Source organism: Variovorax paradoxus (assembly GCF_024734665.1).
Taxonomy (GTDB): domain Bacteria; phylum Pseudomonadota; class Gammaproteobacteria; order Burkholderiales; family Burkholderiaceae_C; genus Variovorax.
In genome coordinates this window covers 293,803-311,200 of sequence record NZ_CP102931.1, presented here as the reverse complement: position 1 = coordinate 311,200, position 17,398 = coordinate 293,803, and the positions used below count along the sequence as shown (strand labels likewise).

Genomic DNA, 17,398 nt, shown 5'->3' with positions numbered 1-17,398 from the left:
GGTCGGAAAACTAGTCCAACTGCCCCAATTTTCTTTCTGCAGGCCGGGCTCCGTGCGCCGATCATGCCGCAGCAGCCCTGGGGCTGCCGGAACGCTTGGCCGGTGCGGCCTTACGGGCTGGCGGCTTGGGCGTGGCTTTCTTCGCCGCGGTCTTGACCGGTGCCTTTGCGGCTGCCTTCACGGGCGCCTTCTTCGCCGCGACCTTGACTGGCGCCTTCTTGCGCGCGGCAGGCTTCTTCTTTGCAGCCGCAACGGGCGCGTGCTCGGCCTCGTCCGACGGCTCCTCGATGGTCTTCGCCGGCACCGGCGCGGGCGCCGCACCGGCTGCGGCCGGGTGCTTCTGCGTCAGCTCCATCAGCAGCTTGTGCTCGGCCAGCAGGTAGTCACCGATCTCGGTGATGTCGGGCACGGCACGGCGGCAGGCAATCAGGCCGTAGTCCATGCGGCCGTTGTAGCTCTGCACCGTGACGTTGAGCGCCGTGCCGTGGCTGGCGATCGACACCGGGTAGTAGCAGGTGACGAGCGCGCCCGCGAAGTACATCGGAAACGGCGCGCCGGCCACGTTCGAAATAGCCACGTTGGCCGCCGGCGGCAGCAGGTTGACGATGCCCGAGCGCCCCACCATCGACGCAATGCCCGACACCAGCCAGGGAGCGGCGAAGGTCGGGAAGTCGTCCAGGACCACGGCCTTGAAGCGGTTCATGGTCGACTTCGACGAGGTCGACGAGGCGTTGATCGCCTTCAGCCGCTGCACCGGGTCGGTGATGTCGGTCGCCAGGCTCACGAGGATCATGCTGGCCTGGTTGTTGGCCGTCTGGTCGCCCGCCTCGCGCAGGCTCACCGGCACGCCGGCCACCAGCGGCTTGGCCGGCAGCTCGTTGTTGTCGGCCAGGTAGTGACGCAGCGCGCCGGCCACCGTGGCCATGACCACGTCGTTGAGCGACACGCCGAAGTGCTTGCCGATGTACTTGGTCTCGGCCAGCGAGATGGTGCGCCCGGCAAAGGTGCGCTGGTTGGTGATTGACACGTTGAGCGAGGTGCGCGGCGCGAAGAGGTTGAACTTCTTCGGCGCGGCGGCCGTGTCTTTTTCGGCCGCCTTCTCGTCGGGCTTGGCCAGGCCGCCGATGGCGCGCGCGATGGCGGGCGCCATCTTGAAGAGCTTCACGTACTGCTGCGCGGTGTTGCGCAGCGCAGCAGTGGCGAGTTCGGCCATGCCCAGCTGGTAGCCGCTGCTGCGCGGACGCGAACGCGGCGGCTTCACGACGCGGCCGGTGGCCTCGAGGTCGAAGATGGCCTTGCCCACTTCCACGCCGGCCTGTCCGTCGATGCCCGCGTGATGCACCTTGGTGTAGAGCGCCGCCTGGCCGCTCTTGAGGCCGTCGATGATGTAGAACTCCCACATCGGCCGGCTGCGGTCGATCAGCGAGGAGTGCAGCCGCGCCACGTATTGCTGCAACTGCCGGTTGGTTCCGGGCTTGGGCAACGTGATGTGGCGCACGTGGTAGTCGAGGTCGATGTCGTCGTCCTCGACCCACACCGGGTTGGTCATGTCGAAGGGCATCAGCGCGAGCTTGCGCGTGAACACGTCGGCCAGGTGGATGCGGCTGGCCATGAAGTTCTTGGCGTCTTCGTAGAAGTCGCCCTTGTAGCCCTTGGGCAGGTCGAGCACGTTCAGGGAGCCCACGTGCATCGGCATTTCCGGCGTTTCCAGGTGCAGGAAGGTGGCATCAAGACCGCTCAGGTGTTTCATGTGTTGTGTCTCCTTGGTGGGGCATGCGCCGTTCGGCAGGATACCGTGCGCATTGCGTTCTTGGGCCCCGGGTTCTTCAGTGTTTCCACCGGGGGAAGGCACCCGCGAGACAGGGGTTTGCCCGAAGTAGCGAAAAAGTGCCATGTGCCCGGCGGGCAGGGCAACAACTGCTCACATCGCCCGTTTCACACAGGCTCCGTACACTGCGGCCATGACATCCAGCCTCCCCCCGCAGCAGCATCAGGACGACAACCTCTGGCTCGAAGACATCGACGGCGAGAAGCAGCTCGACTGGGCGCGCACGCAGAACGCGCTCACAGTGCAGGCCTATGCGCAGTCGCCCGCGTTCGAGGCACTCCAGCAGGGCATCCTCGAGGTACTCGACTCGGACGACCGCATTCCGATGGTCCGCAAGATCGGCCCGCGCTTCTATTACAACTTCTGGCGGGACAAGGATCACACCAAGGGCCTGTGGCGCCGCACCACGCTCGATGAATACCGCAAGCCGCAGCCCGCGTGGGAGACGGTGATCGATCTCGACGCACTGGCCGCGGCCGACAAGGAGAACTGGGTCTGGCACGGCGCCGACTGCCTGGAGCCCGACTACAGGCGCTGCCTGATCTCGCTGTCGCGCGGCGGCGCCGATGCCGACGTGGTGCGCGAGTTCGACCTGGAGACCAAGCAGTTCGTCGAAGGCGGCTTCTCGCTGCCCGAGGCCAAGAATCACGTGGGCTGGAAAGACATCGACCACCTCTACGTGGCCACCGACTTCGGCCCCGGCTCGATGACCAGCTCCAGCTATCCGCGCATCGTGAAGGAATGGAAGCGCGGCACGCCGCTCGAAAGCGCAGTGACGGTGTACGAAGGCGCGCACGAGGACATGTCCGTCAGCGCCTACCGCGACAACACGCCTGGCTTCGAGCGCGACTTCGTCTCGCGCCAGATCGATTTCTATGAAAGCGAAACCTGGCTGCGCGGCGCCGACGGCAAGCTCGCCAAGATCGACGTGCCCGACGATTCGCTGGCCGAGATCACGCGCGAGTGGATGCTGATCGAGCCGCGCACCGACTGGACCGTGGGCGGCACCACCTACAAGTCGGGCTCGCTGCTGGCAGCGAAATTCGACGACTACATGGCGGGCCGGCGCGAACTCACCGTGCTGTTCGAGCCCGACGACACGACCGCGCTCGACAGCCACTCGTGGACGCGCCACCACCTGATCGTCAACGTGATGCACGACGTGGTGAACCGGCTCGAAGTGCTCACGCCGCCATCGAACGGCAAAGGTGCGTGGGCGCGTGAAAGCCTCGGCGGCGCGCCCGCGCTCTCCACCATCGCGGCGGGCGGCATCGACGAGGACGAGAACGACGACTACTTCCTCACCGTGAGCGGCTTCCTGCAGCCGACCACGCTCTGCATTGGCACCATCGGCCAGGGCGAGCCCGAGGTGCTGAAGGACAGCCCCGCCTTCTTCGACGCCTCGCGCTATCGCGTGAGCCAGCATTTCACGACCTCGAAGGACGGCACGCGCGTGCCCTACTTCGAGATCGCCGCCAAAGACCTGCAGGCCAACGGCAAGAACCCCACGCTGCAGTACGCGTATGGAGGCTTCGAGATTTCATTGCAGCCCAGCTACAGCGGCAGCATCGGCCGCGCGTGGCTCGACAAGGGCGGTGTGTACGTCATCGCCAACATCCGCGGCGGCGGCGAGTACGGCCCGCGCTGGCACCAGGCCGCACTGCAGGAGAACCGGCTGCGTACCTGCGAAGACTTCGCGGCCGTGTCCGAAGACCTGTTCGCCCGAAAGATCACTTCGCCCGGGCACCTGGGCGCGATGGGCGGCAGCAACGGCGGCCTGCTGATGGGCAACATGCTCACGCTGTACCCGAAGCTCTACGGCGCCGTCGTGAGCGAGGTGGCGCTGCTCGACATGCGGCGCTACACGCACCTGTCGGCGGGCGCCTCGTGGATCGCAGAGTACGGCGACCCCGACCAGCCCGACGAGTGGGAATTCATCCAGACCTTCTCGCCCTACGAGAACGCGAAGCCGGGCCAGGCATACCCGCCCGCCCTCTTCACCACCTCCACGCGCGACGACCGCGTGGGCCCGGTGCATGCGCGCAAGATGCACGCGAAGATGGTGGCGCTGGGGTACGACAGCAGCTTCTACGAGAACCTGGAAGGCGGCCACAGCGCTGCAACGGACAACAAGGAATCCGCTTTCATGGACGCACTGGGCTACGCGTACCTGTGGCAACACCTGGAGAAGCCGTGATGAGCAACGTCAGCAGCACCCCCGCCACCCTCGAACTGATCGGCGCGCCGACCGACATCGGCGCCAGCGTGCGCGGCGCCGGCATGGGGCCCGACGCGCTGCGCGTTGCGGGCCTGCCCGAGGCACTTGCGCGGCAGGGCTACACAGTCATCGACCGCGGCAACCTCGCGGGCCCGGCCACGCCCTGGGCGCCGCCGACCAACGGGTTGCGCCACCTCGACGAAGTGATCGCCTGGAACCGCTCGGTGTACGCGGCCGTCGACACCGCGCTGGGTGCCAGCAATGTGCCGGTGATGCTGGGCGGCGACCACTGCCTGGCCATCGGCTCGATCAGCGCGGTGGCGTGGCATGCGCGCAAGCGCGGCAAGAAGCTGCGCGTGCTGTGGCTGGACGCGCACTCCGACGTCAACACCGAAACCACGAGCCCCAGCGGCAACCTGCACGGCATGCCGGTGTCGTGCCTGCTGGGCCATGGGCCGGCAGTGCTCACGGGCTGGAGCGGCGAGCGCGCGGCGCTACAGCACGACGCCATCCGCTTCATCGGCATCCGCAGCGTGGACGGCGACGAGAAGGAAGCCATTCGCACGCTGGGCCTGAGCGTGTTCGACATGCGCCACATCGACGAGCACGGCATGCGCACGACCATGACAGAGGCACTGCAGGACGTGGACGAAGACACGCACCTGCACGTGAGCTTTGACCTCGACTGCCTCGACCCAGCCGACGCGCCCGGCGTGGGCACCGGCGTACGCGGCGGGCCGACCTACCGCGAGATGCAGCTGTGCATGGAGATGATCGCGGACACCGGGCGGCTCGGCTCGCTCGACGTGGTCGAACTGAACCCGGCGCTCGATGTGCGCAACCAGACGGCTGAAGTGGCCGTCGAACTGATCGAGAGCCTCTTCGGCAAATCAACGCTGGTGCGCTAGAGATTAAGGTTCTTCAGGTCAGGGGCGCTCGACCTGCGCGGCCTTGGCGCGCATCGTGTAGCCCTGGTAGGCCGGCAGCGCGATGGCCGCGACGATGCCGAGCCCCACGATGACGGGCAGCAGCCAGGCACCGATCAGCACGCCAGTGGTGTTGGGCGGCGGCGGCGCGCCGAAGCGGTTGCTGCCCTTGGTGCCCGACTTGAAGACCCAGATCAGCGCGACCAGCGGGATCAGCGCCAGGAACAGCATCCAGCCCGACCAGTCCATGTCGTGCGAGCGCTGGATGCCCGTGAGCACGTAGAAGACGAAGTACGGAATCGCGAGCAGGAAGGTCAGCGCCACGATCAGGCCCTCGGAACGCCCGAGGCCGGCGATGCCGAGGATGAAACCCAGCAAGGTGGCCGCGACGATGAAGATGATGTACGAAAACATCGTGTACGCCAGGAAGCGCGCCCGCCCGATGCGGCCCTTGGCGGACCACAGCTTCACGGGCTGGACGCCCGCATCGCCCTCGTACACATCGGCCACCGCGGCACGGGGCGCGGCATAGGGATTGGTCATCTCTGTCATGTACTTCTCTCCTCTGTTGTGAAGTTCACATTTTGGGCAAAGACCTTTACAAAAGACCAGCCCTTTTGACGGCGTGATAGCGATTCACCAACGCCACCGCGAGGTCGGCCGGCTCCACGTCTACCGAGAGCGGATCGTTGCCGACCACGCGCGCAAAGGCATCGCGGCGCGACTGCTCGAACAGATGCGCCGCCGCAACATCGACCGCGTCGCGCGCATGCACCAGCGGCTGGCTGGCGATGCGCCCGAGCACGCGCTCGCGCAGGCTCGCGACCAGCACGAGGTGCTTGCGGCGCAGCAGCTTGATTGCGGGGCGTAGCTCGGCGGCATCTTCGTCGCGGAAATTGGTGAGCACGATGACCAGCGCGCGCCGTTTCTGCACACGCAGCATTTCCTGCGCGGCCAGCAGGTAGTCCGAATGGGTGGCGCCGGGCTGGATGTCGTGCAGCCGGTTCATCAGCGCATTGAGGGTGGCGGTGCCCTTGCGCGGGGCGAAGTCGCGCCGCTCCTCGGCGGGGCAGCCGAAAGTCATGGCGCCGACCTCGTCGCCCTCCTTCAGCGCCACGTAGCTCAGCAGCATCAGCGCATTGAGCGCCTCGTCGAAGTGGCTGTTGGCCTTCAGCGCCAGCGCACCCTCGTCGGCGCGCATGCGGCGGCCGCAGTCGAGCAGAAACAGCACGCACTGGTCCCGGTCGTCCTGGAACTCGCGCACGATGGGCCGGCGCTGGCGCTGCGTGGCCTTCCAGTCGATGTGGCGCAGCGAGTCGCCGGTCTTGTAATCAGAAAGTTGACGGAAGTCGGTGCCGAGCCCGCGCTGCGCATAGGTCTTGATGCCGATCTGCGCCAGCCGCCGGTCGCCCGACAGCCAGGCGTAGCGCGCCAGCGCGGCGAAGTTGGGATACACGCGCAGCCGGCGCGGCTCGCCCAGGGTCTGGCGCATGTCGAAGCAGCCGAAGCGGGTGCGCCAGCGCAGCTGGGTGGCGCCGAACTGCGCCACACCGCGCTGCGTTGCTGTGGCGGTGTAGCGCAGCGCAACCTGCGAGAGCGCCGGCACGGCGACGGTCTGCGGCAGGCCCTCGAAGGTGAAGTGCGCGTCGAGTTCGTCGAACACCGACACCTGCCAGGCCTGCGTGCCTTCGTTCACCAGCGTGAGCGTGAGCACCGTGGGTACGCCGAGCGAGAACGCCCCGGGCAGGCTGCGCTCGATGCGCAGCGGCGCGGCGCGCCACAGGCGCAGGCTCAGCCACAAATCGGCGCCCGCGAGCACGAGCCCCAGCGCCAGCAGCACGCCGGCCACGATGGCCACGTAGCCCACCGGCACGCCCAGCAGCAGCGCCACGGAGGCGGCCACGGTCAGGCCGGCCAGCGCCAGCACGGCCGCATGCGCGGGAATCGGAACAGCAGCGCGCATCCGCGGGCCTAGAGCCTTGGTGCCTCTACGCTGTCGCGCGCGGCGCGCAGCAGGGTGTCGACGCCCAGGCCTTCGAGCTGCGCGTCGGGCGAGATCATCACGCGGTGCCGCAGCGCAGGCAGCGCCTGGCGCGCCACGTCGTCGGGCGTGATGAAGTCGCGCCCGGCCATCAGCGCGGCTGCGCGGGCGGCGCGCACCAGGGCCATGGTGCCGCGCGGCCCGGCGCCGGACGAAAGGCCCGGCCAGTCTCGCGTGGCGCGCGCGATGCGCACCGCGTAGTCGATCACGCGCTCGTCGGCCTGCACCAGACAGGCCAGCCGCTGCAGTTCGAGCACTTGTGCCTCATCGAGGCAGGGGCGCACGGCCTCGAGCGGAAACTGGTTGCCGGCGCGCTGCCGCGTAGTGAGCTGCACGATGGCGTTTTCTTCGCTGTGGCTCGGAAAGCCGATGTCGATCTTCAGCAGGAAGCGGTCGAGCTGCGCTTCCGGCAGCGGGTAGGTGCCCTCGGTGTCGATCGGGTTCTGCGTGGCCATCACCATGAAGGGGCGCGGCAGCGGCATGGCCGTGCCTTCGAGCGTGACCTGGTACTCCTGCATGACTTCGAGCAGCGCGCTCTGGGTCTTGGCCGGCGCGCGGTTGATTTCGTCGGCCAACAGGAGGTTAGTGAACACCGGGCCCTGGTGCACGCGCAGCGTGCCGAGGCTGCTTTCGCCACGCGCGGCGAGATCGAGCACCGCGTGGCCCGTGATGTCCGAGGGCATCAGATCAGGGGTGAACTGCACGCGTGCATAGCGCAGCGTCATGGCCTGCGCCAGGGCCCGCGCGAGCAGGGTCTTGCCGAGCCCCGGCGCGCCTTCGATCAGCACGTGGCCCGAAGCGACCAGCGCTATCAGCGTCTGGTCGACCGCCTCGAGCTGGCCGACCACGGCCTGGCCGACCTCGGCGCGCAGCGTCTGCAGCCACTGGGCTGCACGCGTCAGTTCTTCGGGTTGGATGGCTTGCATGAGCGTCTCTCGGTTCAGGATGTGGAGGAAGAAGATGAGGGTGAAGGCATGAACGGCCCGTGGGCGTCGAGCCGGCGGCGCGCGGTTTCCAGCACTTCGAGGTCGACCGACATGGCGCCGGCATGGCGCGCTCGCTCGCCCATCGCCCGAACGAGCATGGCTGCCTCCAGCCCGGTGGCCTGGGCGATGGCGGCGGCGCGCGCGGCGGCATCGCGGCGGGCATAGCCGCGCAGTTGGCGGCCGGCGGATTCGTTCAGCGCGCGCAGTTGTGCTGCATGCAGCGCGTCGGCGCCGTGCATGTGCAGGAAGCCGGCGGTGCCGCGCACCTGCTCGGCCATGGAGCGCCGGTGCGTGCCGGCCGAGGGCGCCAGCGGCCCGAAGCGCACGGCCGCTCGCCACAACGCAACAGCCAGCGCCAGCAGGCCCACGAGCAGCGCGGCCCAGCCCTTGTGCCAGATCCAGCGCAGGAAAGGTTCGCGTGTTTCCTCGGCGACGAACCAGATTTCGGCGCCACTGCGCGCCTGCACCGCGGCAACGGCGAACAGCGCGTTGTCAGCGCGCGTCAGGTTCACGTTGTGCAGCAGGCCCCAGGGCATCGCGGTGACGGTGCCACGGCCAACCTGCACCCGGATCGCCTCGGGGCCTTTCGCGCCGAGCACGGTCCACAGGGGCGGCGGCTGCTTGTCGGCGGGCCGGTAGCGCGCCGCCGACCAGGTGCAGATCCGGAAGCTGCGGCCACCGGCGAAGCTCGCGGGCACGGTCTCGGGCTCGGTCACCGCATGGCAATCCGCGTCTTTGGCAGGTTCGGCGAATTGCGACTTGGGCAGTCTCTTCCTGGGTCCGGATGGCTCTTTCTCTTTCTCTTTTTTCTCATCCGTCGCGGGCGGCTTTTCCCAGACCAGCGGGATCCAGCCTTCCAGCAGGTCGCTGTTGATGAGGTGGCTGGGCATCACGAGGTGCCCGCCCTGCTCGACCCACTGGCGCAGGCGCTGTTCGCGCTCGGGGAACATGTCCCAGTGGCTGGAGGCGAGCACCAGCCGTGCCTGCGCGGGGGGCATGGTGTCGAGGCTGTCGTGCTTGACCACCTTGAGGCCGAGCTCGCGCAGCATCACCTGCGCGCCGTAGAACGAATTCTTCTTGGCCTCGCCGCTCGCGGGCGTCGGCACTTCGGTGTCGGCCCATTCGGTGGCGGAGACCAGCCAGAAGCCGATTGCCGCCAGCACCAGCACCGCGCCGATGCGAACCAGCCATGCATTCATGCGACGGCGCCCTTCAGATCGGCGGCGGCCGGCGCGGCGGCGGAAAGATGCAGATCGAACTCGCCGCAGACCGCCAGCACCTGCGCTGTGGATGGCAGCCGACCGCCGTACGCCCCCAGTTGCCAGGCACCGACCAGCCGCACGAAGAAGGCCTGTGCGTCCGGTGTCAGCCGGGTTGCGGAGAGCTGCATGCACTCGCCCTCGGTGCTCGCGGCTCGCACCGGCACTTCATGCGCGTGCACGAGGCGCGACAACGCGCCGCGGTAGAGCAGCGACAGCGCGGGCCGGTGCTGGCCGCGCTGCCAGAGCGCGGCTGCCGCATTGCCGATGTCGTCGGGCAGGCTTTCGGGCCGGATGTCGAGGCTGCCGACGTGGCTGGGCAGCAGTTCCTTGCCGGGCCGCGCACCGCCGGCACGCACCTGCATCCAGCGGCGCAGGCGAATCACCAGCCAGGCCAGTGCCAGCGCACCCAGCCCCCAGATGAGCCAGCGCGCACCCTCGGCCACCGCCCTGATGAAATCGCGCAACCAGTCGAGGCTGTCTGTCTTCTTCTCGGGTTCGTCTTCCTCTTCGTCCCGTTCCTTGAAGCGCAGCTTTCTTTCGGTCTTGGTGCCGGGCATGTTCGGATCGGCGCGGACCTTGTCGACTGCGGTCTTCACCTGCTCGCGGGTCGGGGCCTCGGCAGCGACTGCCGCCGGCGCCATCGCGACGATGGCGCACGCAGCCAACACAGCCGCCGCGATACGAAGTGCGCGAAGCCTGGAGGTGTCAGCGGAACCCACGGCGGAACTCCTGCTCGATGTCCCACGCTTCGAGCTCTACCCGGCGGTTGAGGTACATCGCAAAACCGGCCGCCACATAGAACGGCTCCAGCACGCCGATGACGAGCGCATAGGCCCCCGCAGTCAGCAGGCTCTGCAGTGGAACGTCCGACTGCGTGAGCCAGCCGAACAGATCCTTGGCGCTGCCTTCCGGCGCGAACCAGAACAGCAGCGACAGCAGACAGATGTCGAGCGCCATCTCCACGTTGGCGAACACCATCTGCATGCCTGTGGCCGCGCCGCGCCGTCCGCGCAACAACTGCGTGCGCCGCTTGCGCCGGGCGCTGCCGCGCTGGCCTTCGAGCTGGTCGATTGCCTGGGTGAACGAACGCCAGGGTGAAAACCGCCGCCACAGCAGCGTACGCAGCAGTTGCCCGCCCCACACGGCGCGGCGGTTTTGCCAGAGGTCGGCCCAGCGCGTCTCCTGCCCGAACACCGCGCGCGAATGAACGAACAGCAGGCTGCGGTCGAACCAGGGCTTGAGCCAGAAGATCAGCAGGCTGGGCAGCCAGCCGGCGATCTCGACCGTGCACAAGGCCAGCAGCACCGTCACGATGTACACCGGCAGGAAGGTGCGCCACACCGAGCGCGCATGGTTGCGCACCAGCTGGGCGCCCAGGTCCGCGGCCTCGGCCATGGGCCGTGGCCGCAGCGCAATGGCGAGGCCGTCAACCTGCACGGTCTTCAGCCTTTGCAGTTGCAGCAGTGGCGCGCGGCCGGCCCTGCCAGCCCAGGTACGCCAGCACCAGCACCCAACAGGCGCCGCCCACGCCGTACTTCACGGCCGGCGCGATCCAGCGCGCCGACGACCAGAAGGCCTCGATCGCGGCGGCGAGCAGCAGCAGCCCGAAAACACCGTAGACGATCACCACGGCATGGCGCGCGGCCAGCCGCAGCGACTCGAGCCGTGTGTAGCGGCCGGGCGCAACCCACGCATAGCCGAGCCGCAGGCCGGCCGCGCCCGCCAGCACGATGGCCGTGAGCTCGAAGGCCGAGTGCGTGATGACGAAGGAGCAGAAGTTCTCGGCATGCCCCGCCGCAATCAGGTAGCCGCCGACCGCCCCGATCTGCACGCCGTTGAACACCACCACCACGGCGCTGCCCACGCCGGCGAAGATGCCGGCCGCGAAGCAGCGGAAGCCGATGCCGATGTTGTTCATGATGTAGAAGCCGAACATCTGCCAGTCGTCGCCCGCGCTGCGCGTGCGGCCCAGCGACTCGGCACTGTCGCCGTACATCGAATCGAACTGCTGCACGGAGCTGGCATCGAGCAGGTGCAGGATGAAGCCCGGGTCGCGGTAGGCGGCCCAGCCCGCCGCCAGCAGGGGCAGCACGAACATCAGCGTCGCAACCAGCAGGTAGATGCGGTGCGCCCGCACCGCCTCGGGAAAGTCGACCAGCGCCAGCCGCGCGAAGCGCGCCAGGCCGTAGTCGTGCTGCCGGTAGATCAGCCGGTGCGCGCTCTGGGTCAGGCTTTCGAGCCGCTGCGTGAGGTGAATGGGATAGGCGCGCGCCTGCGCCAGTGCCAGGTGCTCACACACGCGACGGTACAGCGTGGCGAGCCGCGCGCCGTCGAACTTGCGCTTGGTCTCGGCCACGCGGATGACGGCTTCGAGCTCGGTCCACAGCGGCGCGTAGGCGGCTTCGAAATCGAGTGGCGTCATCGCCCGCCTCCTCGCGCATCGGCGCCGGCGCGGCGGCCCAGCACCCACTGCGCCACGCCGAGCAGGCGCTGTGACGCGGAGGCGCCGGAAGTGTCGGGGCCCAGCACCGGTTCGGCGACACGGGCGAGTTCGTCGAAGCGCTCGGGGGTCAGGCGCGTCGCGCGACCGGCCCACGACACGATGGCCATCTGCTCGCGCGCCGACAGCGGCCGCGCGGGCGCCTGCGGCTCGGCCGCGGGCACCTCGCCGTGCAGGCTCACGTGGTCGCTGAACACCACCAGCGTGCCGGCGGCCAGGTCACCCAGCCGCTTGCTGTCGCGCCGCCACAGCATCGACACGATGCCCGCGCCATAGAAGGCCGGAACAAAGTCGGCCGCGCGCAGCAGGTTGCGGGTGAGCGCGGCGGCGGGCGTCACGGGCAGGCCCGAGTCCATCACCACGCGCAGCCCCATCACGCGCTTGCCGGGCGTGGCCGCCGCGCGCGTGAGCTCGAAGATCACGGGGTAGAGCCACTCGAGGCAGAAGTAGCTGATGAGCAGAATGCCGAAGCCCATCTTGCCCATCATGCCGACGGCAATGGAGATCGCAGTGAAGATGCCGAGCCGGATCGCGAAGTCGATGAGGTACGCCAGCCCGCGCGCAACCAGGCCGGCCGGGCGCAGTGAGAGCGCAATGCCTTCCGGGGTCTCGGCGGTGTAGAGCGTGTCGAGGCGCACTGGCGAAGCGCTCGCTCAGGCCTGCAACACGACGGTGTCGGCGATCTGGTCGTGCAGGCAGCGGCGCGACGCGCGGAAGATGAAGAGGCAGTCGATCAGCACGTAGATCGGCCCGAGCAGCGGCCAGATGGTCGTGAAGAACGTGGGGCCGTCGCGCAGGGCCAGGATGCGTCCGATCTGCGCGCGCGAACCGTCGGGCCGGGCAATGCGGATCTTGAACAGCGCCTTGCCGATGGTCTGGCCGCGAGTGGCCAGCAGGTAGCCGTGCAGAACGAGGTAAAGAACGATGCCGGAGGCCGCGCCGGAGATGCGCGGCTCCCAGAGTCCGAGGCCATCGTCCTCCCAGAGATTGATGGGCGTGAACTTCGCCAGGAGCCAGATCGCGGCGAGGGAAATGCCGGCATCGAGCATCGCTGCCAGAAAACGCTTGCCGCGCGTTGCGAGTTCACCGGGCTGCACCTGGCCCGGCTGCAGCACGTCCTCCACATGGGATTGCGGCGGCGCGTAGCGCGCGTCCTGCGACTGATCTTCCATGCCCGTCCCTCTCCGAAACGATTGATTTTCGGAAGATTCTAGTGGGTGGGCTGCTCCGGCAGTCGGCGAACAAGAGCACTCTGCAGGTTGCGCAGGTCGTCCAGGAGCAGGCTCAAGGGTGCGGCCAGGAGTGCATTCGACGGGGAGCCTTGCGACGCCTGCACGCAGCGGTCGAGCCCATCGAGGTCCGGTGGCGCGCCCTTGCCCGCGAGCGCATCGGCCATGCCGGCGACTGCGGCACTGGCAGTCTGCGCCGCTTCGCGCCATGCGTCGTCGGCCTGTGCGCCCTGCATCTGCCGGAACACGCGATCCAGCACCACGGCGTCCTGGAAGATGCGCGCCGCCAGCCGGGCCTTGTCGCGATAGGCACTGTGCCCCCCGGCGGTGCCGCGTCGCCACCATCGCGCCTCCAGGTCCGCACTGCCGGCCAGCAAGACGAGCCGGCCCAGCGACGCGCGCGTGCCTGCGTGAATGCGCTCCGCCTCGGCACCGGCAGGCCTTCGCGCAGCGGCCATGCGCTTCGCGATACCGTGCAGCAGCGCGGCGCAGCCCTCGTCGAAACGCGCGCCCGCGTGGTACTCGGACACGAGCGTCGAAACCGCCAGCGCCACTCCCACGCCGATGCCGATCTGCGCCATGCGCAGCAGCGCCACCTGCAGCGCCGAATGGCCGGGAATGCCGCCGGCCGACAGGATGATCAACGCGGCAACCGGTGCGCTGCGCAAACCCGGCGCAGCCGCGCTGGCAAACGCCAGCAACATGACGACGGCCAGCGTGGTCGCCAGCATCGGCGCGCCGTGGTGCTGCAGATAGACGCCGGCCAGGCCGCACAGCGCGCCGGCGGCCGTGCCGCGCACGCGGTTCCATCCGGCATCGAGCGTGGAACCGGCGCTCGGGCGCATGACGATCAGCACGCTCATCACCGCCCAGAAACTTTCGGGCAGGTGCAACGCGGTGGCCACGCCCCAGGCGATGGCCACTGCCGCCGCCAGTTGCACGCCGGGACGCCAGCGGCCGTGGCGCCACGGCTCCGTCAGGCGTTGCAGTGCCGGGGCGCCGTTCATGCTTCTGGCGCCGGTGGATCGCCGCCTTCCAGCGCGGCGGCGATGCCGTCGATCAGCCCGCAGGCCTGCAGCAGCAAGGCGCGCTGATCGGCATCGAGCGTGGCGCCGATCACCTCTGCCAGTGCCGCCTCGCGCGTGCGCATGATCGCCTTCAGACGGCGTATGCCCTCCGCCGTGAGCGACAGCAGCCATTGGCGCCCATCGGTCGGGTGCGGCGTGCGGCCGATCCAGCCCTCGGCCTCCAGCTCGGCCAGTAGCCGGGTCAGCGACTGGAGCTTGACGCGCTCGAACCCCGCCAGCGCCGTGGGCGTGCACGGCCCGTGCCGATGCAGCTGCCCGAGCACACTGAGCTTGGCCACGCTGGGGCCGTCAGGCGTTGCGCTGCCGCTGCGCAACTGGCGCGTCAGCAACGACACCGAGGTGCGAAGACGCGAGGCGCATTGCGCCGGATCCGGGATGGTGGAAGCCATGCCCGGATTGTAAGACGCATCTTGGTACTTTGGAGCCCCGGCGTCAGCCCCGGTTCGGCGACGAGTTCACCGGGTAGGTGACGGCGGGCTGGGCAGCGGCGGGAGCGGGCGGCGAGGCGACCGGCGTTGCTTCCGCGGGCGTCCCGGCTTCGTCCTCTCCTTCCGGGCCTTCGAGGAAACGGTCGAGCAGCGCGAAGAAGCGGTCGTAGAAGCGCTCGTCCGTCAGCGTCTCGCTCGCGACCTTCACCATCGCGTCGTCGCTGCTCGAGAACGGCAGCGAAAGCGAGCCGATCGCGCCCACGCCCAGGCTGGCCGAGTTGTTCACCTTCTTGATGCCGTAGCGGTCCTGCAGCGCGGTCGCAAAAGCCACGGTGCTCTTGCTGGCCTTGCCGCTTCTTGTGCTCTCGCGAGCGCAGACCACCCGGAACTCGACCTCGACATGCACCTCGGCCGCCGGCTGGAAGCTCTTGCGCCCGGTCACGAGATCGGCGTTGGCGGCCGTGATCATGTAGCCCTGGCTCAGCAGTGCGCGGCGCGCGGCTTCGCAGGTCTGGGCCTCGGTGGCCTCGTAGTCGCGGGTGTGGGTGGTGGTCGAGCCGAAGGCTTCGGGCTCATAGTTCACGCGGCGCGATGTGCTGCCGCAGCCGGCGAGCACAAGGACGACAAGGGCGGACAGCAGGCCGAGTACGAGAACCCGGGCGCGAACAACTGGGAAAGAAGTGAGGTGCATGGACGGCATGGAGCGGCGAATGCTAACCGGCGCCTTGCCGGCAAGGCTTCGAGCGTGTCCGCGCGCCAGCGTTCCCTGCCACGCGAGATTTTCAGGACCAGGGCAGCACGTGATGCGCCCGCACCCGCGTCGCCGCGATCAGCCGTGCATTGGGCGCATCGGTGCTCGCCACCCAAGCGCGCGCTTCCTCGGCGCTGCGGCCGAACTGCTGGTGGCGCCGCACCAGGCGCTCTTCGCGCACCGCATCGTCGATGTCCACGTACCAGACCTCGTCGAACATCGCCGCCGCGCCGGCCCACGGACCGACGTCGTGCAGCAGGTAGTTGCCTTCGCTGATGACAAGCTGCGTCGTGGGCAGCACGGCGATGGCGCCGGCAATCGGCTCCTCGATCTCGCGGCGGAATTCGGGGGCGTAGACGATGTCGCCATCGGGCCGCTGCTCGCGCAGGCGCTGCAGCAGCGCGACATAGCCGGCGCTGTCGAAGGTGTCGGGCGCGCCCTTGCGGCCGGAACGGCCAAGCCGTTGCAGCTCGACGTTGGCGAGGTGGAAGCCGTCCATGGGGACGACCTGGGCGCGGTCAACGCCCACCAATTGAAGCAGCGCCGCCGCGAGCGTGGACTTGCCCGCACCGGGTGCGCCGACCAGCCCCAGCAGCTTGCGCTGCCCGCCGGCCATCAGGGCCTGCAGGCGGGCGGCGCTGTCCGCTGGGAGAGGAGGAAGTTTCTGCGCGGGGATGGTGCTCATCCCCCGAGCGTAGCGTCCTCGAGCGTCAAGAAATCATCAGGGGTACAGGCCGCGCTCTTGACGAGCCATCAGGATGCGCTCGCAAGCCACCGCATACGTCGCCGTGCGCAGCGTGATCTTGTGCTTGTCTGCCGTGTCCCAGATCTGGTTGAGCGCGTTCATCATGATGCGGTCCAGGCGCACGTTGATTTCGTCTTCGTCCCAGAAGAAGGACGAGAAGTCCTGCACCCATTCGAAGTAGCTCACCGTCACGCCGCCGGCGTTGCAGATCACGTCGGGCACGACCAGCACGCCGCGCTCGGCGAGGATGTCGTCAGCGGTCGGCACGGTGGGGCCGTTGGCGCCTTCGAGCACCAGCTTGGCGGTGGTCTTCTGCGCGCGCTCGGCGGTGATCTGGCCTTCGAGGGCGGCCGGGATCAGGATGTCGCAGGCGACGTTCCAGAAGTCTTCGTTCGGCACGATGTCGCCGCCGGACTTGAAGGCGACCACGCCTTCCTTGTTGGCCACCGGGATCAGCTTGGCCAGGTCGAGGCCGTTGGTGTTGACGATGGTGCCGGTGTGGTCCTGCACCGCGACGATCTTCGCGCCCGCTTCCGCGAACAGCTCAGCCGCGACCGAGCCCACGTTGCCGAAGCCCTGCACCGCAATGCGTGCGCCGCGCAGGTCCATGCCCAGGCGTCGGGCGGCTTCACGGCCGGTGACGAACACGCCGCGGCCTGTGGCCTTCACGCGGCCCAGCGAGCCGCCCAGGTGCAGTGGCTTGCCGGTGACGACGCCGGTGGCGGTGCCGCCGACGTTCATCGAGTAGGTGTCCATCATCCACGCCATGATCTGGCCGTTGGTATTGACGTCGGGCGCGGGGATGTCGGTGTGCGGGCCGATGATGATGCCGATCTCGCTGGTGTAGCGGCGGGTGATCTTTTCCAGCTCCTGCAGCGACAGCTTCTTGGGGTCGACGCGGATGCCGCCCTTGGCGCCGCCGTACGGCAGGTTGACGGCCGCGGTCTTGATGGTCATCCAGGCCGACAGGGCCATCACTTCTTCGAGCGTGACGTCGGGGTGGAAGCGCACGCCGCCCTTGCCCGGGCCGCGGCTCATGTTGTGCTGCACGCGGTAGCCCTCGAAGTGGGCGATGGTGCCGTCGTCCATCTCGATCGGCACGTCGACGATCAGCGCGCGCTTGGGGCGCTTCAGGGTTTCGACCCAGCGGGCCAGCGGGCCGAGGTACGGCACGACGCGGTCGACCTGCGAGAGATAGGTGCCCCACGGGCTGTTCGCGGTCGGATTGACGAAGGAGAGTTTTTCGCTCATGAGAGATCCCTTGGTTTAGACGGGTGGCCGCAACGATAGACCTCTACCGCGCGTCGCGCCATGGCTTATGCGCGCCGCGCTGGCGGTTATGCAAGAGAGGTTTGGTTTCACAGCCAGGGAGGCACATTGCACCGATGTACATGAC

General features: G+C 68.5%; 17 protein-coding genes. 2 read left to right on the top strand and 15 right to left on the bottom strand.

Going from position 1 to position 17,398, the window contains the following annotated elements; all coding sequences use genetic code 11:
- Positions 1-61: 61 nt before the first annotated feature.
- Positions 62-1,750: a WS/DGAT/MGAT family O-acyltransferase gene (locus NWF24_RS01485; protein WP_258352692.1), complete on the bottom strand. Its 1,689-nt coding sequence runs from the start codon at positions 1,748-1,750 to the stop codon at positions 62-64.
- Positions 1,751-1,961: 211 nt separating this feature from the next.
- On the opposite strand from NWF24_RS01485, the gene NWF24_RS01480 reads away from it, so the two are divergent.
- On the top strand, positions 1,962-4,025 hold the full coding sequence (locus NWF24_RS01480) for a prolyl oligopeptidase family serine peptidase (RefSeq protein WP_258352691.1): 2,064 nt from the start codon (positions 1,962-1,964) through the stop codon (positions 4,023-4,025).
- Positions 4,025-4,954: an arginase gene (rocF, locus tag NWF24_RS01475; protein ID WP_258352690.1), complete on the top strand. Its 930-nt coding sequence runs from the start codon at positions 4,025-4,027 to the stop codon at positions 4,952-4,954. Before NWF24_RS01480 ends, rocF begins: the two co-directional genes overlap by 1 nt.
- 18 nt (positions 4,955-4,972) lie before the next feature.
- Here rocF and NWF24_RS01470 read toward each other — a convergent pair whose 3' ends face one another.
- The 14 genes from NWF24_RS01470 to NWF24_RS01405 form a co-directional block, all read right to left on the bottom strand.
- On the bottom strand, positions 4,973-5,524 hold the full coding sequence (locus NWF24_RS01470; RefSeq protein ID WP_258352689.1) for a DUF805 domain-containing protein: 552 nt from the start codon (positions 5,522-5,524) through the stop codon (positions 4,973-4,975).
- Positions 5,525-5,570: 46 nt separating this feature from the next.
- A complete protein-coding gene (locus NWF24_RS01465) occupies positions 5,571-6,935 on the bottom strand; it encodes a DUF58 domain-containing protein (RefSeq protein WP_258352688.1) in 1,365 nt (454 codons plus the stop codon).
- An 8-nt stretch (positions 6,936-6,943) separates the two neighbouring features.
- Positions 6,944-7,939: an AAA family ATPase gene (locus tag NWF24_RS01460; protein ID WP_258352687.1), complete on the bottom strand. Its 996-nt coding sequence runs from the start codon at positions 7,937-7,939 to the stop codon at positions 6,944-6,946.
- A gap of 14 nt (positions 7,940-7,953) precedes the next feature.
- Positions 7,954-9,198, bottom strand: coding sequence for a DUF4350 domain-containing protein (locus NWF24_RS01455; protein ID WP_258352686.1), 1,245 nt, complete (start codon positions 9,196-9,198; stop codon positions 7,954-7,956).
- Entirely contained in the window at positions 9,195-9,980 is a 786-nt protein-coding gene (locus tag NWF24_RS01450; RefSeq protein WP_258352685.1) for a DUF4129 domain-containing protein, read from the bottom strand. The genes NWF24_RS01455 and NWF24_RS01450 overlap by 4 nt, the downstream gene beginning before the upstream one ends.
- Positions 9,967-10,698 (bottom strand): hypothetical protein, encoded by a 732-nt coding sequence (locus NWF24_RS01445; RefSeq protein ID WP_258352684.1) that lies wholly within the window; start codon positions 10,696-10,698, stop codon positions 9,967-9,969. The genes NWF24_RS01450 and NWF24_RS01445 overlap by 14 nt, the downstream gene beginning before the upstream one ends.
- Positions 10,688-11,683: a stage II sporulation protein M gene (locus NWF24_RS01440; RefSeq protein WP_258352683.1), complete on the bottom strand. Its 996-nt coding sequence runs from the start codon at positions 11,681-11,683 to the stop codon at positions 10,688-10,690. The genes NWF24_RS01445 and NWF24_RS01440 overlap by 11 nt, the downstream gene beginning before the upstream one ends.
- The gene (locus NWF24_RS01435; protein ID WP_093178447.1) at positions 11,680-12,399 is read right to left on the bottom strand and encodes an RDD family protein; all 720 of its coding nucleotides are present in this window, start codon (positions 12,397-12,399) and stop codon (positions 11,680-11,682) included. Before NWF24_RS01435 ends, NWF24_RS01440 begins: the two co-directional genes overlap by 4 nt.
- A gap of 15 nt (positions 12,400-12,414) precedes the next feature.
- Positions 12,415-12,933 carry an RDD family protein gene (locus tag NWF24_RS01430; protein WP_258352682.1) on the bottom strand — a complete coding sequence of 173 codons (519 nt, stop codon included), beginning with the start codon at positions 12,931-12,933 and terminating at the stop codon, positions 12,415-12,417.
- A 38-nt stretch (positions 12,934-12,971) separates the two neighbouring features.
- Positions 12,972-13,997 carry an FUSC family protein gene (locus tag NWF24_RS01425; RefSeq protein ID WP_258352681.1) on the bottom strand — a complete coding sequence of 342 codons (1,026 nt, stop codon included), beginning with the start codon at positions 13,995-13,997 and terminating at the stop codon, positions 12,972-12,974.
- Positions 13,994-14,467: a MarR family winged helix-turn-helix transcriptional regulator gene (locus NWF24_RS01420; RefSeq protein ID WP_258352680.1), complete on the bottom strand. Its 474-nt coding sequence runs from the start codon at positions 14,465-14,467 to the stop codon at positions 13,994-13,996. Before NWF24_RS01420 ends, NWF24_RS01425 begins: the two co-directional genes overlap by 4 nt.
- Positions 14,468-14,510: 43 nt before the next feature.
- Positions 14,511-15,206 (bottom strand): DUF2242 domain-containing protein, encoded by a 696-nt coding sequence (locus NWF24_RS01415; protein ID WP_258352679.1) that lies wholly within the window; start codon positions 15,204-15,206, stop codon positions 14,511-14,513.
- An 82-nt stretch (positions 15,207-15,288) separates the two neighbouring features.
- Positions 15,289-15,942: a nucleoside/nucleotide kinase family protein gene (locus NWF24_RS01410; protein ID WP_258352678.1), complete on the bottom strand. Its 654-nt coding sequence runs from the start codon at positions 15,940-15,942 to the stop codon at positions 15,289-15,291.
- Positions 15,943-15,978: 36 nt separating this feature from the next.
- Positions 15,979-17,253, bottom strand: a complete 1,275-nt coding sequence (locus tag NWF24_RS01405) for a Glu/Leu/Phe/Val family dehydrogenase (RefSeq protein ID WP_258352677.1) — start codon at positions 17,251-17,253, stop codon at positions 15,979-15,981.
- Positions 17,254-17,398: the final 145 nt, after the last annotated feature.

Excerpts from the sequence above, each read along its gene's own strand:
- NWF24_RS01420 (WP_258352680.1), bottom strand. The coding sequence starts at position 14,467 with ATGGCTTCCACCATCCCGGATCCGGCGCAATGCGCCTCGCGTCTTCGC.
- NWF24_RS01465 (WP_258352688.1), bottom strand. The coding sequence starts at position 6,935 with ATGCGCGCTGCTGTTCCGATTCCCGCGCATGCGGCCGTGCTGGCGCTG.
- NWF24_RS01460 (WP_258352687.1), bottom strand. The coding sequence starts at position 7,939 with ATGCAAGCCATCCAACCCGAAGAACTGACGCGTGCAGCCCAGTGGCTG.
- NWF24_RS01410 (WP_258352678.1), bottom strand. The coding sequence starts at position 15,942 with ATGAGCACCATCCCCGCGCAGAAACTTCCTCCTCTCCCAGCGGACAGC.
- NWF24_RS01440 (WP_258352683.1), bottom strand. The coding sequence starts at position 11,683 with ATGACGCCACTCGATTTCGAAGCCGCCTACGCGCCGCTGTGGACCGAG.
- rocF (WP_258352690.1), top strand. The coding sequence starts at position 4,025 with ATGAGCAACGTCAGCAGCACCCCCGCCACCCTCGAACTGATCGGCGCG.
- NWF24_RS01485 (WP_258352692.1), bottom strand. The coding sequence starts at position 1,750 with ATGAAACACCTGAGCGGTCTTGATGCCACCTTCCTGCACCTGGAAACG.
- NWF24_RS01430 (WP_258352682.1), bottom strand. The coding sequence starts at position 12,933 with ATGGAAGATCAGTCGCAGGACGCGCGCTACGCGCCGCCGCAATCCCAT.
- NWF24_RS01425 (WP_258352681.1), bottom strand. The coding sequence starts at position 13,997 with ATGAACGGCGCCCCGGCACTGCAACGCCTGACGGAGCCGTGGCGCCAC.
- NWF24_RS01455 (WP_258352686.1), bottom strand. The coding sequence starts at position 9,198 with ATGAATGCATGGCTGGTTCGCATCGGCGCGGTGCTGGTGCTGGCGGCA.
- NWF24_RS01480 (WP_258352691.1), top strand. The coding sequence starts at position 1,962 with ATGACATCCAGCCTCCCCCCGCAGCAGCATCAGGACGACAACCTCTGG.
- NWF24_RS01470 (WP_258352689.1), bottom strand. The coding sequence starts at position 5,524 with ATGACAGAGATGACCAATCCCTATGCCGCGCCCCGTGCCGCGGTGGCC.
- NWF24_RS01405 (WP_258352677.1), bottom strand. The coding sequence starts at position 17,253 with ATGAGCGAAAAACTCTCCTTCGTCAATCCGACCGCGAACAGCCCGTGG.
- NWF24_RS01415 (WP_258352679.1), bottom strand. The coding sequence starts at position 15,206 with ATGCCGTCCATGCACCTCACTTCTTTCCCAGTTGTTCGCGCCCGGGTT.